Raw genomic sequence first — 13,447 nt, 5'->3', positions numbered from 1 at the left:
GCGGTCAGCGCGCCTTGCCGAGCACCAGCGACGCGTTGGTGCCGCCGAAGCCGAAGGAATTCGAGAGCGCGACCTCGATGCGCCGCGTCACCGGCTTGTGCGGCGCGAGATCGATCTCGGAGACGACCGACGGCGCGTCGAGATTGAGCGTCGGCGGCGCGATCTGGTCGCGCAGCGCCAGCGCGCAGAAGATCGCCTCCACCGCCCCGGCCGCACCGAGCAGATGCCCGACCGACGACTTCGTGGACGACATCGTCACGTCCTTCGCATGCGTCCCCAGCAGCCGCGTCACCGCGCCGAGCTCGATCTCGTCGCCCACCGGCGTCGAAGTGCCATGCGCGTTGACGTAGTCCACATCCGACGCCCCGAGCCCCGCCCGCTTGAGCGCCGCCTGCATCGCGCGATAGCCGCCATCGCCGTCCGGCGCCGGGGAGGTGATGTGATGCGCGTCGCCCGACAGCCCGTAGCCCAGCACTTCCGCATAGATCTTAGCGCCGCGCGCCTTCGCGTGTTCCATCTCCTCGAGAACCACGACGCCCGCGCCCTCGCCCATCACGAAGCCGTCGCGTTCCGCGTCCCAGGGCCGAGACGCCTTTTCCGGCGCGTCGTTGTAGGCGGTCGACAGCGCCTTGCAGGCCGCGAACCCCGCCACGGAAATCTCGCAGACCGGCGCTTCCGCGCCGCCCGCCACCATCACGTCGGCGTCGCCGAGCGCGATGAGCCGCGCCGCGTCGCCGATCGCATGCGCGCCGGTCGAGCACGCCGTCACGACGGCGTGGTTCGGCCCCCTGAAGCCGTACTTGATCGACACCTGACCCGAACACAGATTGATCAGCGCCGCCGGGATGAAGAACGGCGAGACCCGACGCGGTCCCTTGTCGCGCAGCGTCAGCGCCGTCTCGGCGATCGTCTCGATCCCGCCGATCCCCGAGCCGATCATCACCCCGGTGCGCTCCAGCGCCTCCGCGTCGTCGGATCCGGGCGACCAGCCGGCATCCTCTATCGCCTGCTGCGCCGCCACCAGAGCGTAGACGATGAACCGGTCGAGCTTGCGCCGGTCCTTCGCCGGAACCCAGGCGTCCGGGTCGAAAGTCGCATCCGAACCGTCGCCCAGCGGTATTTCACATGCGATCCGGCAGGCGAGGTGGGCCGCGTCGAAATGGCGGATGGTCCCGGCGCCGCTGCGTCCTTCGAGCAGACGCGCCCAAGTCGCCTCGACGCCGCAGCCGAGCGGCGTGATCGCGCCGAGACCGGTGATCGCCACGCGCCTCATGCTGTTGATCCCTGCTTCAATCGACAGCGCCGGCGCGGCCCGTCAGGCCCCGCGCCGGCGCATATGGTCCGAGAGGTTTGCGGCCAAACGGCGCCGCGCGTGCGGCGCGGTCGCGCGGCGCTCAGGCGTCGGCGGAGTTCTCGGTGATGAACTTCACCGCGTCGCCGAAGGTCTGGATCGTCTCGGCCGCGTCGTCCGGGATCTCGATGCCGAATTCCTCTTCGAACGCCATCACCAGCTCGACCGTGTCGAGGCTGTCCGCGCCGAGATCGTCGATGAAGCTCGCGCCGTCAACGACCTTATCCTCTTCGACGCCCAGATGCTCGACGACGATCTTTTTGACGCGCTCTGCGATGTCGCTCATGTCACTTCCTCGTTTGGCGAGCCCTTGGGGCCCTGTTTGGTGTCTGTCTGAAGCCGGCCAGCGTCGGCCCTTGCGAAATCGTCCCGCGCCGGTCCGCCGCGCCGCCTCGGTCCCGGTCGAGCCGGGGCCTGATTAGCACAACGGCCCGGACGCGCAAATGTCGTCTAGATCATGGCCATCCCGCCATTCACATGCAGCGTCGCGCCAGTGACATAGGCCGCCTCCGCACTTGCGAGATAGACCACCGCCGCCGCGATCTCCTCCGCTGCGCCCATCCGCCCCGCGGGGATCGCCTCGAGCAGCTTGGCCTTCTGCGCATCGGTCAGAGCGCCAGTCATCGCCGTCTCGATGAAGCCCGGGGCCACGCAGTTGACCGTCACGCCCCGCGAGGCGACTTCCGCGGCCAGCGACTTCGACATGCCGATCAGGCCCGCCTTGCTGGCCGCGTAATTTCCCTGCCCCGGATTTCCCGTCACGCCGACGATGGAGGTCACCGAGACGATCCGCCCCCAGCGCGCCTTCATCATTCCGCGCAGGCTCGCCCGCATCAGCCGGAAGGCGGCGGTCAGATTGACCGCGATCACCGCGTCCCACTCCGCATCCGACATCCGCATGAACAGATTGTCGCGCGTCACGCCGGCGTTGTTGACGAGGATGTCGAGCCCGCCCATCGCCTCCGCCGCGCGCTTGGGCAGCGCGTCCACCGCCGCGCCGTCCGACAGGTCGCAGGGCAGCGCATGCGCCCGCGCGCCGAGTTCGTCCGCGAGCGCCGTCAGCGGCGCTTCCCGCGTGCCCGACAAGCCCACCGTCGCGCCCTGCGCGTGCAGCGCCCGCGCCACCGCGCCGCCGATCCCGCCCGACGCGCCGGTGACCAGCGCGCGCTTCCCCGTCAGATCGAACATGCCGCCATCACCCCAGAATCGCCGCCGCGGCAGCGTCCACGTCCTCAGGCCCGCCGACCGCCCGCGCCGAAGCCGCCGGCGCGATCCGCTTGACAAGTCCGGTGAGCACCTTGCCGGCCCCGATCTCGACGAACTCGTCCACGCCCTGTTCGGCCATCCACAGCACGCTTTCGCGCCAGCGCACAGCGCCAGTAACCTGCGCGACCAGCAGCGCACGGATGTCCTCCGGCTCCGACACCGCCTCCGCGCGCACATTGGAGACGACCGGCGACGCCGGTCGCGCGATGGGCGTCGCCGCCAACGCCGTCCGCATCGCCTCCGCGGCCGGCGCCATCATCGCGCAGTGAAACGGCGCAGAGACCGGCAGCAGCACCGCCCGCTTCGCGCCGCGCCCCTGCGCCACGGCCACCGCCCGCTCGACCGCCGCCCGCGCGCCCGACACCACGACCTGACCGGGCGCGTTGTCGTTCGCCGCCTCGCAAACCTCGCCCTGCGCGGCCTCCGCCGCGATCTCGCGCGCAGCCGCGATCTCAAGGCCGAGCAGCGCCGCCATCGCGCCCGCGCCCACGGGCGCCGCCGCCTGCATCGCGCGCCCGCGCAGTCGAAGCAGCCTCGCCGCATCCGCCACGCCGAACGCTCCCGCTGCGCACAGCGCCGAATACTCGCCCAGCGAATGCCCTGCGACGTAGGCCGCGTCCCGCGCCACCTGCACGCCTTTCGCCTCGAGCGCCCGCAGCGCTGCGAGCGAGACAGCCATCAGCGCCGGCTGCGCGTTTTGGGTCAGCTGCAGCGTCTCCGCCGGGCCCTCCCAGATCAGCGCGCTGAGCCTTTCCCCAAGCGCCTCGTCGACTTCCTCGAACACCGCCCGCGCCTGCGCGTCGCTCTCGGCGAGCGCGCGCCCCATGCCGACCGCCTGACTGCCCTGTCCGGGGAAAACGAATGCGCGCGCCATGATGCGGGGCTTCTCCTTCTGCGTGCGCAGCCCGATGCATCCTCAGCGTCGGCGTTGTCAAGCGCCCGCGCCGTCGCCTCGACCGGTCCGCCGTTGCAATCCCGCGCGGTTTCGGTCATAGGAGCGCTTCTCCCGAAGAAGCGTATCGCGTCGCCTCTCGTGTGCGGGCCGGGAGCCTTGAACCCCGCACGGTGAAGCGCGCCGGACATGAAGGACGACAGATGGCTCTCTACGAGCATGTCTTCATCGCGCGTCAGGACATCTCCAACGCGCAGGCCGAGGCTCTGATCGAGCATTTCGGCCAGATCCTCAAGGACAATGGCGGCGACGTCTCGGGCTCCGAATACTGGGGCCTGCGCTCGATGGCCTACAAGATCAACAAGAACCGCAAGGGCCACTATCTGTTCCTGAAGTCGGACGCCCCCTCGGCCGCCGTGCAGGAAATGGAGCGTCTGATGCGCCTGCATGACGACGTGATGCGCGTTCTCACCGTGCGCGTCGACGAGCACGAAGACGGCGAAAGCGCCGTGGTCCGCGCCAAGAGCGCCCGCGACGACCGGGGCCGCCGCGGCGGCCGCGGCCGGCGCGACGATTGATCGAAGGAGCGAGACCCATGGCCAAGAAGCCGTTTTTCCGCCGCCGCAAGTCCTGCCCCTTCTCGGGCGAGGGCGCGCCGGTCATAGACTACAAGGACGTCAAGCTCCTGCAGCGCTACGTCTCCGAGCGCGGCAAGATCGTGCCGAGCCGGATCACCGCAGTCTCGGCGAAGAAGCAGCGCGAACTCGCGCGCGCCATCAAGCGCTCCCGCTTCCTCGCCCTGATGCCCTACGCCGTGAACTGAGGGAGAGCGACATGGAAGTGGTTCTTCTCCAGAGGGTCGAGAAACTCGGCCAGATGGGCGACGTGGTGAAGGTGCGCGACGGCTACGGGCGCAACTTCCTTCTGCCGCAGGGCAAGGCGCTCCGCGCCACCAAGGCCAACCTCGCCCGCTTCGAGGCCGAGCGCGTCCAGCTCGAGGCGCGAAACCTGGAGCAGCGCAAGGAAGCGGAAGCGGTCGCGGCGAAACTTGACGGCAAGGCCTTCGTGGTGATCCGCCAGGCTTCCGATTCGGGCGCGCTCTACGGCTCGGTTAGCAACCGCGACATCGCCGAAGCGGCGACGGAGGGCGGCTTCTCGGTCGAGCGCGGCCAGGTCACCCTCGACCGCCCGATCAAGGATCTCGGCCTGCACAAGGTGCGCGTCGTGCTCCACCCCGAAGTGTCCTGCCATGTCACGGTCAACGTGGCCCGCAGCCAGGACGAGGCGGAGCTTCAGGCGCAGGGCAAGACCATCGCCGAACTGCGCGCCGAGGAAGACGCCGCCGAGCAGGCTGAATTCGACGTGCAGCGCCTGCTCGAGACCGCGGACGACGAGGAGCGCGCGCCCGCCGGCATGGAGATCGTCGATCCGGACGACGACGACGAAACCCGCCGCGACTGATACCCCGCGCGGCGCCGCCAAAGGCCGCGGCCCGCGCCGCGGCCTTTTTCTTTGCGCCTTGATCGGGCGCGAAAAACCGCGCGCGATCCCCGACATCCACAGGCCCGGGATAGAATAGATAAGCGTTTTCAATTGCTTGAAGTGCGACGCCGGCATAGTCTGCGGCAAGGCGAACGAGGGAGGGAACCGCATGGCCGACGGCGTCGATCCACGAGAATCCCCCCCGCGCGCGCAGCCCTGCAACATCGAGGCCGAGCAGGCGCTCCTCGGCGCGCTGCTCGTCAACAACGAGGTTTACGACCGCATCGCATCGCTGATCGAGGCGCGCCATTTCTTCGAGCCGCTGCACCAGCGCATCTTCGAAGTCGCCGCCCGCCGCATACAGCAGAACGCACTCGCCACCCCGGTGACGCTGAAGCCCTTCTTCGAGGCCGATCCCGGCATGGCGGAAGTCGGCGGCGTCGCCTATCTCGCGCGCTTGGCCGGCTCCGCCGTCTCGGTCTTCAACGCCCGCGCCTACGCCCAGGCGATCCACGACCTCTCGCTGCGGCGCGACCTGATGGCGCTGGGCGACGAGATCGTCGGCCAAGCCGCGACCATGGACGATGAGAACCCGCCTCGCGAGCAGATCGTCGCCGCCGAGCAGGCGCTCTACCAGCTCGCGGAGAAGGGCAAATACGAAGGCGGCTTCGTCTCCTTCCTGCGCGCCGCCAAAGACGCGGTGGATGTCGCAAACGCCGCCTATCAGCGCGAAGGCGGCCTCGCCGGCATCTCCACCGGTCTGATGGACATGGACCGCAAGCTCGGCGGCCTGCACCCCTCCGACCTCCTGATCATCGCGGGCCGCCCCTCGATGGGCAAAACCTCTCTCGCCACCAACATCGCCTTCAACATCGCCCGCAAATGGCGCAGGGGCGCCTTGCCCGACGGAACCGAGGGAACCGTCGACGGCGGCGTCGTCGGCTTCTTCTCGCTCGAGATGTCGTCGGAGCAACTCGCGACCCGCGTCCTGTCCGAACAGGCGCTGGTGCCGTCCGAGCGCATCCGCCGCGGCGAGATGGACGAGGACGAGTTCCGCCGCTTCGTCCACGCCGCCGCCGAGCTCGAGCGCATCCCGCTCTACATCGACGACACCCCCGCCCTCCCCATCTCGACGCTCGCCGCCCGCGCCCGCCGTCTCAAGCGCCAGCACGGGCTCGACGCGCTGTTCGTGGACTATCTCCAGCTCGTCCGGCCCACCACCGGCCGCTCCGAGGGCCGCGTGCAGGAAGTCTCCGAGATCACGCAAGGCTTGAAGGCCATCGCCAAGGAGCTGTCGATCCCGGTGATCGCCCTCTCCCAGCTCTCCCGTCAGGTCGAGAACCGCGACGACAAGCGTCCCCAGCTTTCCGATCTGCGCGAATCGGGCTCCATCGAACAGGACGCCGACGTGGTGATGTTCGTCTATCGCGAGGAATACTACCACGAGCGGGTGAAGCCGCCCGAAGACGATCCGCGCTTTCCCGAATGGCTGGAGAAGGCCGAACGCGTCCACAACCGCGCCGAGGCGATCATCGGCAAGCAGCGCCACGGCCCCATCGGCACGGTCGAAATGATGTTCGACGGCCGCTTCACCCGTTTCTCCGACCTCGCCCGCGAGGACCGGCGCGACAGCCGCGACTTCTGAGGCAACGCATGGCGCGCGGCCTGCTCACCATCGACCTCGACGCCGTCGTCGCCAACTGGCGCGCGCTCGCCGCCCGCACCGCCCCTGCCGAATGCGCGGCCGTGGTCAAGGCCGACGCATACGGCGTCGGCGCAGCCCAGGTCGCCCCTGCGCTCGCCGCCGCCGGCGCCCGGACTTTTTTCGTCGCCCTTCCCGAGGAAGCCCTCGCCCTGCGCGCCATCCTCGGCCCCGGCCCCGTCATCTACGCGCTCAACGGCTGCGACGCCGCCGAGCTTGCGGAACTGCGGGCCGCCGACATCCGCCCGGTTCTCAACAGCCCCGCGCAGATCGCCGCGTTCCGTTCTGCACCAACACCTTGCGCGCTGCAACTCGACGTAGGCATGAACCGCCTCGGCTTGGAGCCCGCCGAACTCGCGGCCCTACTCGACGCCGACCTCCCCGCGCCCGCCCTCGTCATGGCGCATCTCTCCTGCTCTGACGATCCCGTCCACCCCGCGAGCGCCGCAGAGCGCGCCCGTTTCGAGGCGATGACCGCCCATCCCCGCCTCGCGGGCCTTCCCCGCAGCCTCGCTGCGACCGGCGGCGTGTTGCTGGGTCCCGCTTTCCATTTCGATCTCGTGCGCCCCGGCGTCGGCCTCTATGGCGGCCTGCCTTTCGTCGGCGCCCGCCCCGCCGTCGCCCTCGACATTCCCGTGCTCCAGATCCGCGACGTCGCGGCGGGCGAGGCCGTCGGCTACGGCGGCGCCTGGATCGCGCCACGCCCAAGCCGAATAGCAACGATTTCAATAGGTTATGCAGACGGCCTCAAACGCGGCGCAAAATGCGTCGCGCATCACGCCGGCCGCGCCCTGCCCATCGTCGGACGCGTCAGCATGGACCTCGTCACGCTCGACGCCACCGACGCGCCCGACCTCGCCGCCGGCGACCGCGTCGCCCTTCTCGGCCCAGATCAGGGCGTGGACGCGCTCGCCGCCGCTACGGGAACCATCGGCTACGAAGTCCTGACCAGCCTTGGAAGGCGCCACCAGCGGCGTTATGTAGGTTCCAAGGGCACGCGGCCCGGAGCGGAGCTCGCCTGTTGATCGCACTCGACCTCCTTGCGACCTTCCTCGCAGCAGTGGGACGCTTCGTCATCGACGCGCTGCGCGGCGCTGGGGCCGTGGCGATTTTCGGCTTCTCCTCGGTTGCGCTTTCCGTCAGCCCGCCCTTCTACCTGCCCGAGCTTGGCCGCCAGCTTTTGCGGATCGGCTATTTCTCGTTGCCGGTGGTCGGTCTTACCGCCCTCTTCACCGGCGCAGCGCTCGCGCTCCAGATCTACGCCGGCGGCGCCCGCTTCAACGCCGAGTCCGTCGTGCCCTCCATCGTCGCCATCGGCATGACGCGCGAGCTCGGCCCCGTGCTCGGCGGGCTGATGGTCGCGGGACGCGTCTCCGCCTCCATCGCCGCCGAGATCGGCACGATGCGCGTCACCGAGCAGATCGACGCGCTGACCACCCTCTCGACCAACCCGCTGAAATATCTCGTCGCGCCGCGCCTCTGGGCCGCGACTATCGCCCTGCCCTTCCTCGTGCTGATCGGCGACATCATCGGCATCATGGGCGGCTATCTGGTCGGGGTCGCGCGGCTCGGCTTCAATGGCGGGACCTACATCCAGAACACCTGGGACTTCTTGGAACTCGGGGACGTCACCTCCGGCTTGGTCAAGGCCGCCGTGTTCGGCTTCATCATTGCGCTGATGGGCTGCTATCAGGGCTACCATTCCGGCCGCGGCGCACAGGGCGTCGGGCGCGCCACCACCAACGCCGTGGTGGGCGCCTCGATCCTGATCCTCGCCTCCAACTACATGCTCACCGAATTCTTCTTCGCGGGGCGCTGATGGAGGCCATTGCCCGGATCGAGTTGCGCGGCGTCGCAAAGAGCTTCGGTTCGAACCATGTGCTGCGCGGCGTGGACCTCTCCGTGGCGCGCGGCGAATCGATGGTGATCATCGGCGGCTCGGGCACCGGGAAATCGGTCACGCTGAAATGCGTGATCGGCCTGATCGAACCGGATGCGGGCCGGATCCTTCTCGACGGCGAGGACGCGACCCATGCGCGCGGAAAGGTCCGCGCCGCGATGCTCGACCGCTTCGGGATGCTGTTTCAGGGCGGAGCGCTCTTCGACAGCCTTCCGGTCTGGCGCAACGTCGCCTTCCGCCTGCTCAACGGCAAGGGGCGGCTGAGCGACGACGAAGCGCGCGCCGTGGCGCTCGACAAGCTGCGCCGCGTGGGGCTCGGCCCGGAGACGGCGGAGAAGTTCCCCGCCGAACTGTCGGGCGGCATGCAGAAGCGGGTCGGCCTCGCCCGCGCTATCGCCGCCGAGCCCGAAATCATCTTCTTCGACGAACCCACCACTGGCCTCGACCCGATCATGGCCGACGTCATCAACGCCCTGATCCGCGAGATCGTCGTCGAGATGGGCGCCACGGCCATGACCATCACTCACGACATGAGCTCGGTCCGGCGCATCGCCGACCGGGTCGCCATGCTGCATGAGGGCGTCGTGCAATGGTGCGGCGGCGTGAGAGAAATGGAAGACAGCGGAAATGCTTACGTCGACCAGTTCATCCACGGCCGCGCCGAAGGCCCAATCGCCGCTCTGCGCTGACCAAGGGAGACGCCGATGTCCGACGACGCCCTCTGGGCCGAACTGATGCGCGCCGCGCAGGAGCATCTCGAAGCCGAAGAACCTGCGGATTTCGCGACCAACTACCGCCGCGTGGCCCGCGTGCTCGCCGTCTGCAACCGCCTCGGCGTGGTGCATGAGGACGCCGGCATGATCGAGCGCGACGGCTTCTCCCCCGAGGAGCTCGCCGCTTTCTTCAGGAAGACCTGGCGGATGGCCGCCCTGCACGCGGAACAGGACACTGTCGCCCGCATCGAGGCGCGGCGCGGCGTGGACGAGGACGCCGCCGACTTCAAGCGCCTGCGCGCGCTGCTGTCCGAGGCGCGCGGCATGATCCTCGATTTCAGCTGGCTCCCCGAGCCCGCCAAGCGCCGTCATCTCGAGCAGCTGGAGGCGCTGCAATCCCAGCTCCAGCGCGCGCGCGACGATTTCGACGTGGCGATGCGCGACGTGCGCGACCCCGTCGTCGCCGCCGCCGTCGAGATCGGCCGCCCCTCGCGCTGGGAAAACTTCTGGAGGCACACCGTCGCCCTGTTCGGCCCGGCCAAGGTGGACGAAGACGAGCCCCGACCGGCGCGCAAGGCGCTCCCGCCCCTGCGCCCCGAAGACCCCGCCTGAGCGGCGCCTTGAGCCGCGCCCCCGCCTTCGTCTGCGCCGAATGCGGCGCCGCCCACCGCAAATGGGCGGGGCGCTGCGACGCCTGCGGCGCATGGAACAGCCTCGCCGAAGATCAGGGCCTCTCGACTGCAGGCCCGCCCGGCAAGTCGCTCGGCGCCGCCAAGGGCCGCCCCGCCGCGCTCGTGCCGTTGGCCGGCGACGACGCGCCCCCGCCGCGCCGCCCCACCGGCAAGGCCGAATTCGACCGGGTGCTAGGCGGCGGGCTGGTCGAGGGCTCGGCGGTGCTCGTCGGCGGCGATCCGGGCATCGGCAAGTCCACGCTGCTCCTGCAAGCCGCCGCCGGCCTCGCCGCCGCCGGCGCCCCCGTCATCTACGTCTCGGGCGAGGAGGCGACGGCGCAAATCCGCATGCGCGCCCGCCGCCTCGGGCTTGACGCAGCCCCCGTGCGCCTTTGCGCGGAAACGAACCTGCGCGACATCCTCACCATGCTCGACGCCGAGCGTCCCGCCCTCGCGGTGATCGACTCGATCCAGACCATGTGGGCCGACAGCGTCGACAGCGCACCCGGCTCCGTCTCCCAGGTCCGCGCCGCCGCGCATGAGATAACGAACTTCGTCAAGCGCCGCGGCGGCGCCGCCATCATGGTCGGCCACGTCACCAAGGAAGGCCAGATCGCCGGTCCCCGCGTGGTCGAGCACATGGTGGACACCGTGCTCTATTTCGAAGGCGAGCGCGGGCACCAGTTCCGCATCCTGCGCGCAGTCAAGAACCGCTTCGGCCCGGTGGACGAGATCGGCGTCTTCGAGATGACCGGCGCCGGGCTCGCCGAAGTCCCCAACCCCTCGGCGCTCTTTCTCGGCGAGGGCGGCCGGCGCGCCGCCGGCGCCGCCGTCTTCGCCGGCGTCGAGGGCTCGCGTCCCCTGCTCTGCGAAATCCAGGCGCTGGTGGCGACCTCCACCCTCGGCACGCCCCGCCGCGCCGTGGTGGGCTGGGATTCGGGCCGGCTCGCCATGATCCTCGCCGTGCTCGAGGCGCGCGCGGGCGTCTCCTTCGCCGGGCTCGACATCTACCTCAACATCGCCGGCGGCCTGCGCGTGTCGGAGCCCGCCGCCGATCTGGCGGTCGCCTGCGCGCTGCTGTCGGCGCTGCATGACGCGCCGCTGCCGCAGGATGCGGTGATTTTCGGCGAAATCGCGCTGTCGGGGGCCGTGCGCCCTGTTTCCCAGATCGAGGCGCGGCTAAAGGAGGCCGAGAAGCTCGGTTTCGCCGCCGCATGGACGCCGCCTTCGGCGGCGCTCTCCGGCGCGGGGCCGGGCGTGCGCGCGACCCCAGTCGAGGATTTGCGGGAGTTCGTCCTGCAAGTCTTCGGCGCCGACCATGCTGGATGATTTTCGATGACCGCCGCCATAGCCGACGCCGCCATTCTGCTCATCGTCGCCATTTCCGGCTTTCTCGCCTATGCGCGCGGCCTCACCCGCGAGGCGCTCGCGATCGGCGGCTGGGTCGTGGCGGCGCTCGGCGCCTTCTTCTTCGCCCCTTTCGTCGAGCCCCTGATCGCCGAAGTCCCCTATCTCGGGGACTTTCTGCGCTCTTCCTGCACGCTCTCGCTGCTCGCCGCCTTCGCCGTCGCCTTCGCCGCCATCCTGATCCTGCTGTCGATCGTCACCCCGCTGATCTCGAGCGTGATTCTCGACAGCGCGCTCGGTCCCTTCGACCGGGGCTTGGGTTTTCTGTTCGGCGTGGCGCGCGGCGTGATCCTCGTCGCCGTGCTCTACCTGCTCTACGGCCTGCTTGTCCCCGTCGATCAGCGCATCGCGGCGCTTGAGGAGGCCCGGTCCATCGCCCTGATCGCCGACGCCGCCGAATTGCTGCGCGCCAACGCGCCCACCGAGCTGCCGCCCTTCATCGGCGAGCGCATCGACCGGCTGATGGGCGTCTGCGGCCCGGCGGACGCAGGCGCCGGCGTTGCGACAGGCGGGTGACAACCCCCGCGCGCCCCGCTATACCCCGCGGCGTTCCACGCCTCGCCATCGGAGATCGCGGATGTTGAGCGGCGCGCCCGGCCTTCCGCTATCCAGCCCATTCGACGACGACAAGCTGCATGAGGAATGCGGCGTCTATGGCGTGTTCGGGGCGCAGGGCGCTGCGAGCTTCGTGGCGCTCGGCCTTCACGCGCTGCAGCATCGCGGGCAGGAGGCCGCCGGCATCGTCTCGCACGACGCGACGACCGGCGAATTCCACACCGTCCGCCGCCTCGGCTATGTGCGCGACAACTTCACCTCCGCCAAGGTGATCGCCGCCCTGCCCGGGACTCACGCGCTCGGCCATGTCCGCTACTCGACGGCGGGCGGCAAGGGCGCGACGGCGATTCGCGACGTCCAGCCGCTCTACGCCGAACTCAATTCGGGCGGCTTCTCGATCGCGCATAACGGCAATCTGGTGAACGCCGACGCGCTGCGGGCGGAGCTGATCGAGCGCGGTTCGATCTTCCAGTCCTCCTCCGACACCGAATGCATCGTCCATCTGATGGCGCGCTCGATCCAGAAGACCGTCGCCGAGCGTATGAAGGACGCGCTGCGCCGCGTCGAAGGCGCATTTTCGGTCGTCGCGATCACCCGCTCGAAGCTGATCGGCGTGCGCGACCCGTTGGGCGTCCGCCCGCTGGCGCTGGGCCGCGTTGGCGACACCTGGATTCTCTCCTCCGAGACCTGCGCGCTCGACATCGTCGGCGCGGAGCTCGTCCGCGACGTCGAGCCGGGCGAGATGGTCATCATCTCGAAGGAGGGGGTGGAGAGCATCTTTCCCTTCACCCGCGCGAAGCCGCGCTTCTGTATCTTCGAATACGTCTATTTCTCGCGCCCCGACAGCGTGATCGACGGCCTTTCGGTTTACGAGGCCCGCCGCCGCATCGGCGCCGAACTCGCCCGCGAAGCGCCTGTCGAGGCCGATCTCGTCTGCCCGGTGCCCGACAGCGGCACGCCGGCGGCCATCGGGTTCAGCCAGCAGAGCGGGATTCCCTTCGCCATGGGGATCATCCGCAACCAGTATGTCGGCCGCACCTTCATCGAGCCGTCCGAGCAGATCCGCAACATGGGCGTGCGGCTCAAGCTCAACGTCAACCGCGCGGTGATCGCAGGCAAGCGGGTGGTGCTGGTCGACGACAGCGTGGTGCGCGGAACCACGAGCCTCAAGATCAAGGAGATGGTGCTCGACGCCGGCGCCCGCGAAGTCCATCTGCGCGTCGCCTCTCCGCCCACGGTCTGGCCCTGCTTCTACGGCGTGGACACGCCCGAGAAGGACAAGCTCCTCGCGGCGCAGATGACCGAGGAGCAGATGCGCGCGCATCTGGGCGTCGACTCAATCCGCTTCGTCTCGCTCGACGGGCTCTACCGCGCCTGCGGGATCGACGAGGGCCGCGACGCCGCCGCGCCCCGATTCTGCGACGCATGCTTCAGCGGCGACTACCCCGTTCCGCCCTCCGACCAGATCGCCAAGGGCAAGATCAAGCTTCCCAACTCCCGGTGAACTT

At 69.6% G+C, this 13,447-nt stretch carries 15 protein-coding genes; 11 read left to right on the top strand and 4 right to left on the bottom strand.

The window, feature by feature from the left end:
• Window positions 1–4 precede the first annotated feature (4 nt).
• The 4 genes from fabF to fabD all read right to left on the bottom strand — a co-directional run bounded on the left by fabF (window position 5) and on the right by fabD (window position 3,491).
• Entirely contained in the window at window positions 5–1,273 is a 1,269-nt protein-coding gene (fabF, locus tag V7Q31_RS02115) for a beta-ketoacyl-ACP synthase II (RefSeq protein ID WP_333832017.1), read from the bottom strand.
• Window positions 1,274–1,394: 121 nt separating this feature from the next.
• Window positions 1,395–1,637, bottom strand: coding sequence for an acyl carrier protein (locus V7Q31_RS02110; RefSeq protein ID WP_333832016.1), 243 nt, complete (start codon window positions 1,635–1,637; stop codon window positions 1,395–1,397).
• Between the two features lie 164 nt (window positions 1,638–1,801).
• Complete coding sequence (fabG, locus tag V7Q31_RS02105; RefSeq protein ID WP_333832015.1) at window positions 1,802–2,539, bottom strand: 3-oxoacyl-[acyl-carrier-protein] reductase; 738 nt, start codon at window positions 2,537–2,539, stop codon at window positions 1,802–1,804.
• A gap of 7 nt (window positions 2,540–2,546) precedes the next feature.
• Complete coding sequence (gene fabD, locus V7Q31_RS02100) at window positions 2,547–3,491, bottom strand: ACP S-malonyltransferase (RefSeq protein ID WP_333832014.1); 945 nt, start codon at window positions 3,489–3,491, stop codon at window positions 2,547–2,549.
• A gap of 221 nt (window positions 3,492–3,712) precedes the next feature.
• Between fabD and rpsF the strand changes: the two genes are divergently transcribed.
• The 11 genes from rpsF to purF all read left to right on the top strand — a co-directional run bounded on the left by rpsF (window position 3,713) and on the right by purF (window position 13,443).
• Window positions 3,713–4,087, top strand: a complete 375-nt coding sequence (gene rpsF / locus V7Q31_RS02095) for a 30S ribosomal protein S6 (RefSeq protein ID WP_333832013.1) — start codon at window positions 3,713–3,715, stop codon at window positions 4,085–4,087.
• A gap of 17 nt (window positions 4,088–4,104) precedes the next feature.
• Complete coding sequence (gene rpsR, locus V7Q31_RS02090) at window positions 4,105–4,332, top strand: 30S ribosomal protein S18 (RefSeq protein WP_333832012.1); 228 nt, start codon at window positions 4,105–4,107, stop codon at window positions 4,330–4,332.
• An 11-nt stretch (window positions 4,333–4,343) separates the two neighbouring features.
• Window positions 4,344–4,970 carry a 50S ribosomal protein L9 gene (gene rplI / locus V7Q31_RS02085; RefSeq protein ID WP_333832011.1) on the top strand — a complete coding sequence of 209 codons (627 nt, stop codon included), beginning with the start codon at window positions 4,344–4,346 and terminating at the stop codon, window positions 4,968–4,970.
• Window positions 4,971–5,160: 190 nt separating this feature from the next.
• Window positions 5,161–6,636: a replicative DNA helicase gene (locus V7Q31_RS02080; RefSeq protein WP_333832010.1), complete on the top strand. Its 1,476-nt coding sequence runs from the start codon at window positions 5,161–5,163 to the stop codon at window positions 6,634–6,636.
• An 8-nt stretch (window positions 6,637–6,644) separates the two neighbouring features.
• On the top strand, window positions 6,645–7,718 hold the full coding sequence (gene alr, locus V7Q31_RS02075) for an alanine racemase (protein WP_333832009.1): 1,074 nt from the start codon (window positions 6,645–6,647) through the stop codon (window positions 7,716–7,718).
• A gap of 59 nt (window positions 7,719–7,777) precedes the next feature.
• Window positions 7,778–8,512, top strand: a complete 735-nt coding sequence (locus V7Q31_RS02070) for an MlaE family ABC transporter permease (protein ID WP_442976304.1) — start codon at window positions 7,778–7,780, stop codon at window positions 8,510–8,512.
• Window positions 8,512–9,282 carry an ABC transporter ATP-binding protein gene (locus V7Q31_RS02065; protein WP_333832007.1) on the top strand — a complete coding sequence of 257 codons (771 nt, stop codon included), beginning with the start codon at window positions 8,512–8,514 and terminating at the stop codon, window positions 9,280–9,282. The genes V7Q31_RS02070 and V7Q31_RS02065 overlap by 1 nt, the downstream gene beginning before the upstream one ends.
• A gap of 15 nt (window positions 9,283–9,297) precedes the next feature.
• Complete coding sequence (locus V7Q31_RS02060; RefSeq protein ID WP_333832006.1) at window positions 9,298–9,918, top strand: hypothetical protein; 621 nt, start codon at window positions 9,298–9,300, stop codon at window positions 9,916–9,918.
• A gap of 8 nt (window positions 9,919–9,926) precedes the next feature.
• Window positions 9,927–11,306 (top strand): DNA repair protein RadA, encoded by a 1,380-nt coding sequence (gene radA, locus V7Q31_RS02055; protein ID WP_333832005.1) that lies wholly within the window; start codon window positions 9,927–9,929, stop codon window positions 11,304–11,306.
• A gap of 6 nt (window positions 11,307–11,312) precedes the next feature.
• Entirely contained in the window at window positions 11,313–11,900 is a 588-nt protein-coding gene (locus tag V7Q31_RS02050) for a CvpA family protein (RefSeq protein ID WP_333832004.1), read from the top strand.
• Window positions 11,901–11,961: 61 nt separating this feature from the next.
• Window positions 11,962–13,443, top strand: coding sequence for an amidophosphoribosyltransferase (purF, locus tag V7Q31_RS02045; protein ID WP_333832003.1), 1,482 nt, complete (start codon window positions 11,962–11,964; stop codon window positions 13,441–13,443).
• The last annotated feature ends 4 nt before the right edge of the window (window positions 13,444–13,447 follow it).

Origin of the sequence: Rubrimonas sp., from assembly GCF_036788415.1 — a bacterium.
In the GTDB taxonomy this organism is placed as follows: domain Bacteria; phylum Pseudomonadota; class Alphaproteobacteria; order Rhodobacterales; family Rhodobacteraceae; genus Rubrimonas.
This window is presented reverse-complemented; position numbering and strand designations above follow the sequence as displayed.

Excerpts from the sequence above, each read along its gene's own strand:
- fabF (WP_333832017.1), bottom strand. The coding sequence starts at position 1,273 with ATGAGGCGCGTGGCGATCACCGGTCTCGGCGCGATCACGCCGCTCGGC.
- V7Q31_RS02110 (WP_333832016.1), bottom strand. The coding sequence starts at position 1,637 with ATGAGCGACATCGCAGAGCGCGTCAAAAAGATCGTCGTCGAGCATCTG.
- fabG (WP_333832015.1), bottom strand. The coding sequence starts at position 2,539 with ATGTTCGATCTGACGGGGAAGCGCGCGCTGGTCACCGGCGCGTCGGGC.
- fabD (WP_333832014.1), bottom strand. The coding sequence starts at position 3,491 with ATGGCGCGCGCATTCGTTTTCCCCGGACAGGGCAGTCAGGCGGTCGGC.
- rpsF (WP_333832013.1), top strand. The coding sequence starts at position 3,713 with ATGGCTCTCTACGAGCATGTCTTCATCGCGCGTCAGGACATCTCCAAC.
- rpsR (WP_333832012.1), top strand. The coding sequence starts at position 4,105 with ATGGCCAAGAAGCCGTTTTTCCGCCGCCGCAAGTCCTGCCCCTTCTCG.
- rplI (WP_333832011.1), top strand. The coding sequence starts at position 4,344 with ATGGAAGTGGTTCTTCTCCAGAGGGTCGAGAAACTCGGCCAGATGGGC.
- V7Q31_RS02080 (WP_333832010.1), top strand. The coding sequence starts at position 5,161 with ATGGCCGACGGCGTCGATCCACGAGAATCCCCCCCGCGCGCGCAGCCC.
- alr (WP_333832009.1), top strand. The coding sequence starts at position 6,645 with ATGGCGCGCGGCCTGCTCACCATCGACCTCGACGCCGTCGTCGCCAAC.
- V7Q31_RS02065 (WP_333832007.1), top strand. The coding sequence starts at position 8,512 with ATGGAGGCCATTGCCCGGATCGAGTTGCGCGGCGTCGCAAAGAGCTTC.
- V7Q31_RS02060 (WP_333832006.1), top strand. The coding sequence starts at position 9,298 with ATGTCCGACGACGCCCTCTGGGCCGAACTGATGCGCGCCGCGCAGGAG.
- V7Q31_RS02050 (WP_333832004.1), top strand. The coding sequence starts at position 11,313 with ATGACCGCCGCCATAGCCGACGCCGCCATTCTGCTCATCGTCGCCATT.
- purF (WP_333832003.1), top strand. The coding sequence starts at position 11,962 with ATGTTGAGCGGCGCGCCCGGCCTTCCGCTATCCAGCCCATTCGACGAC.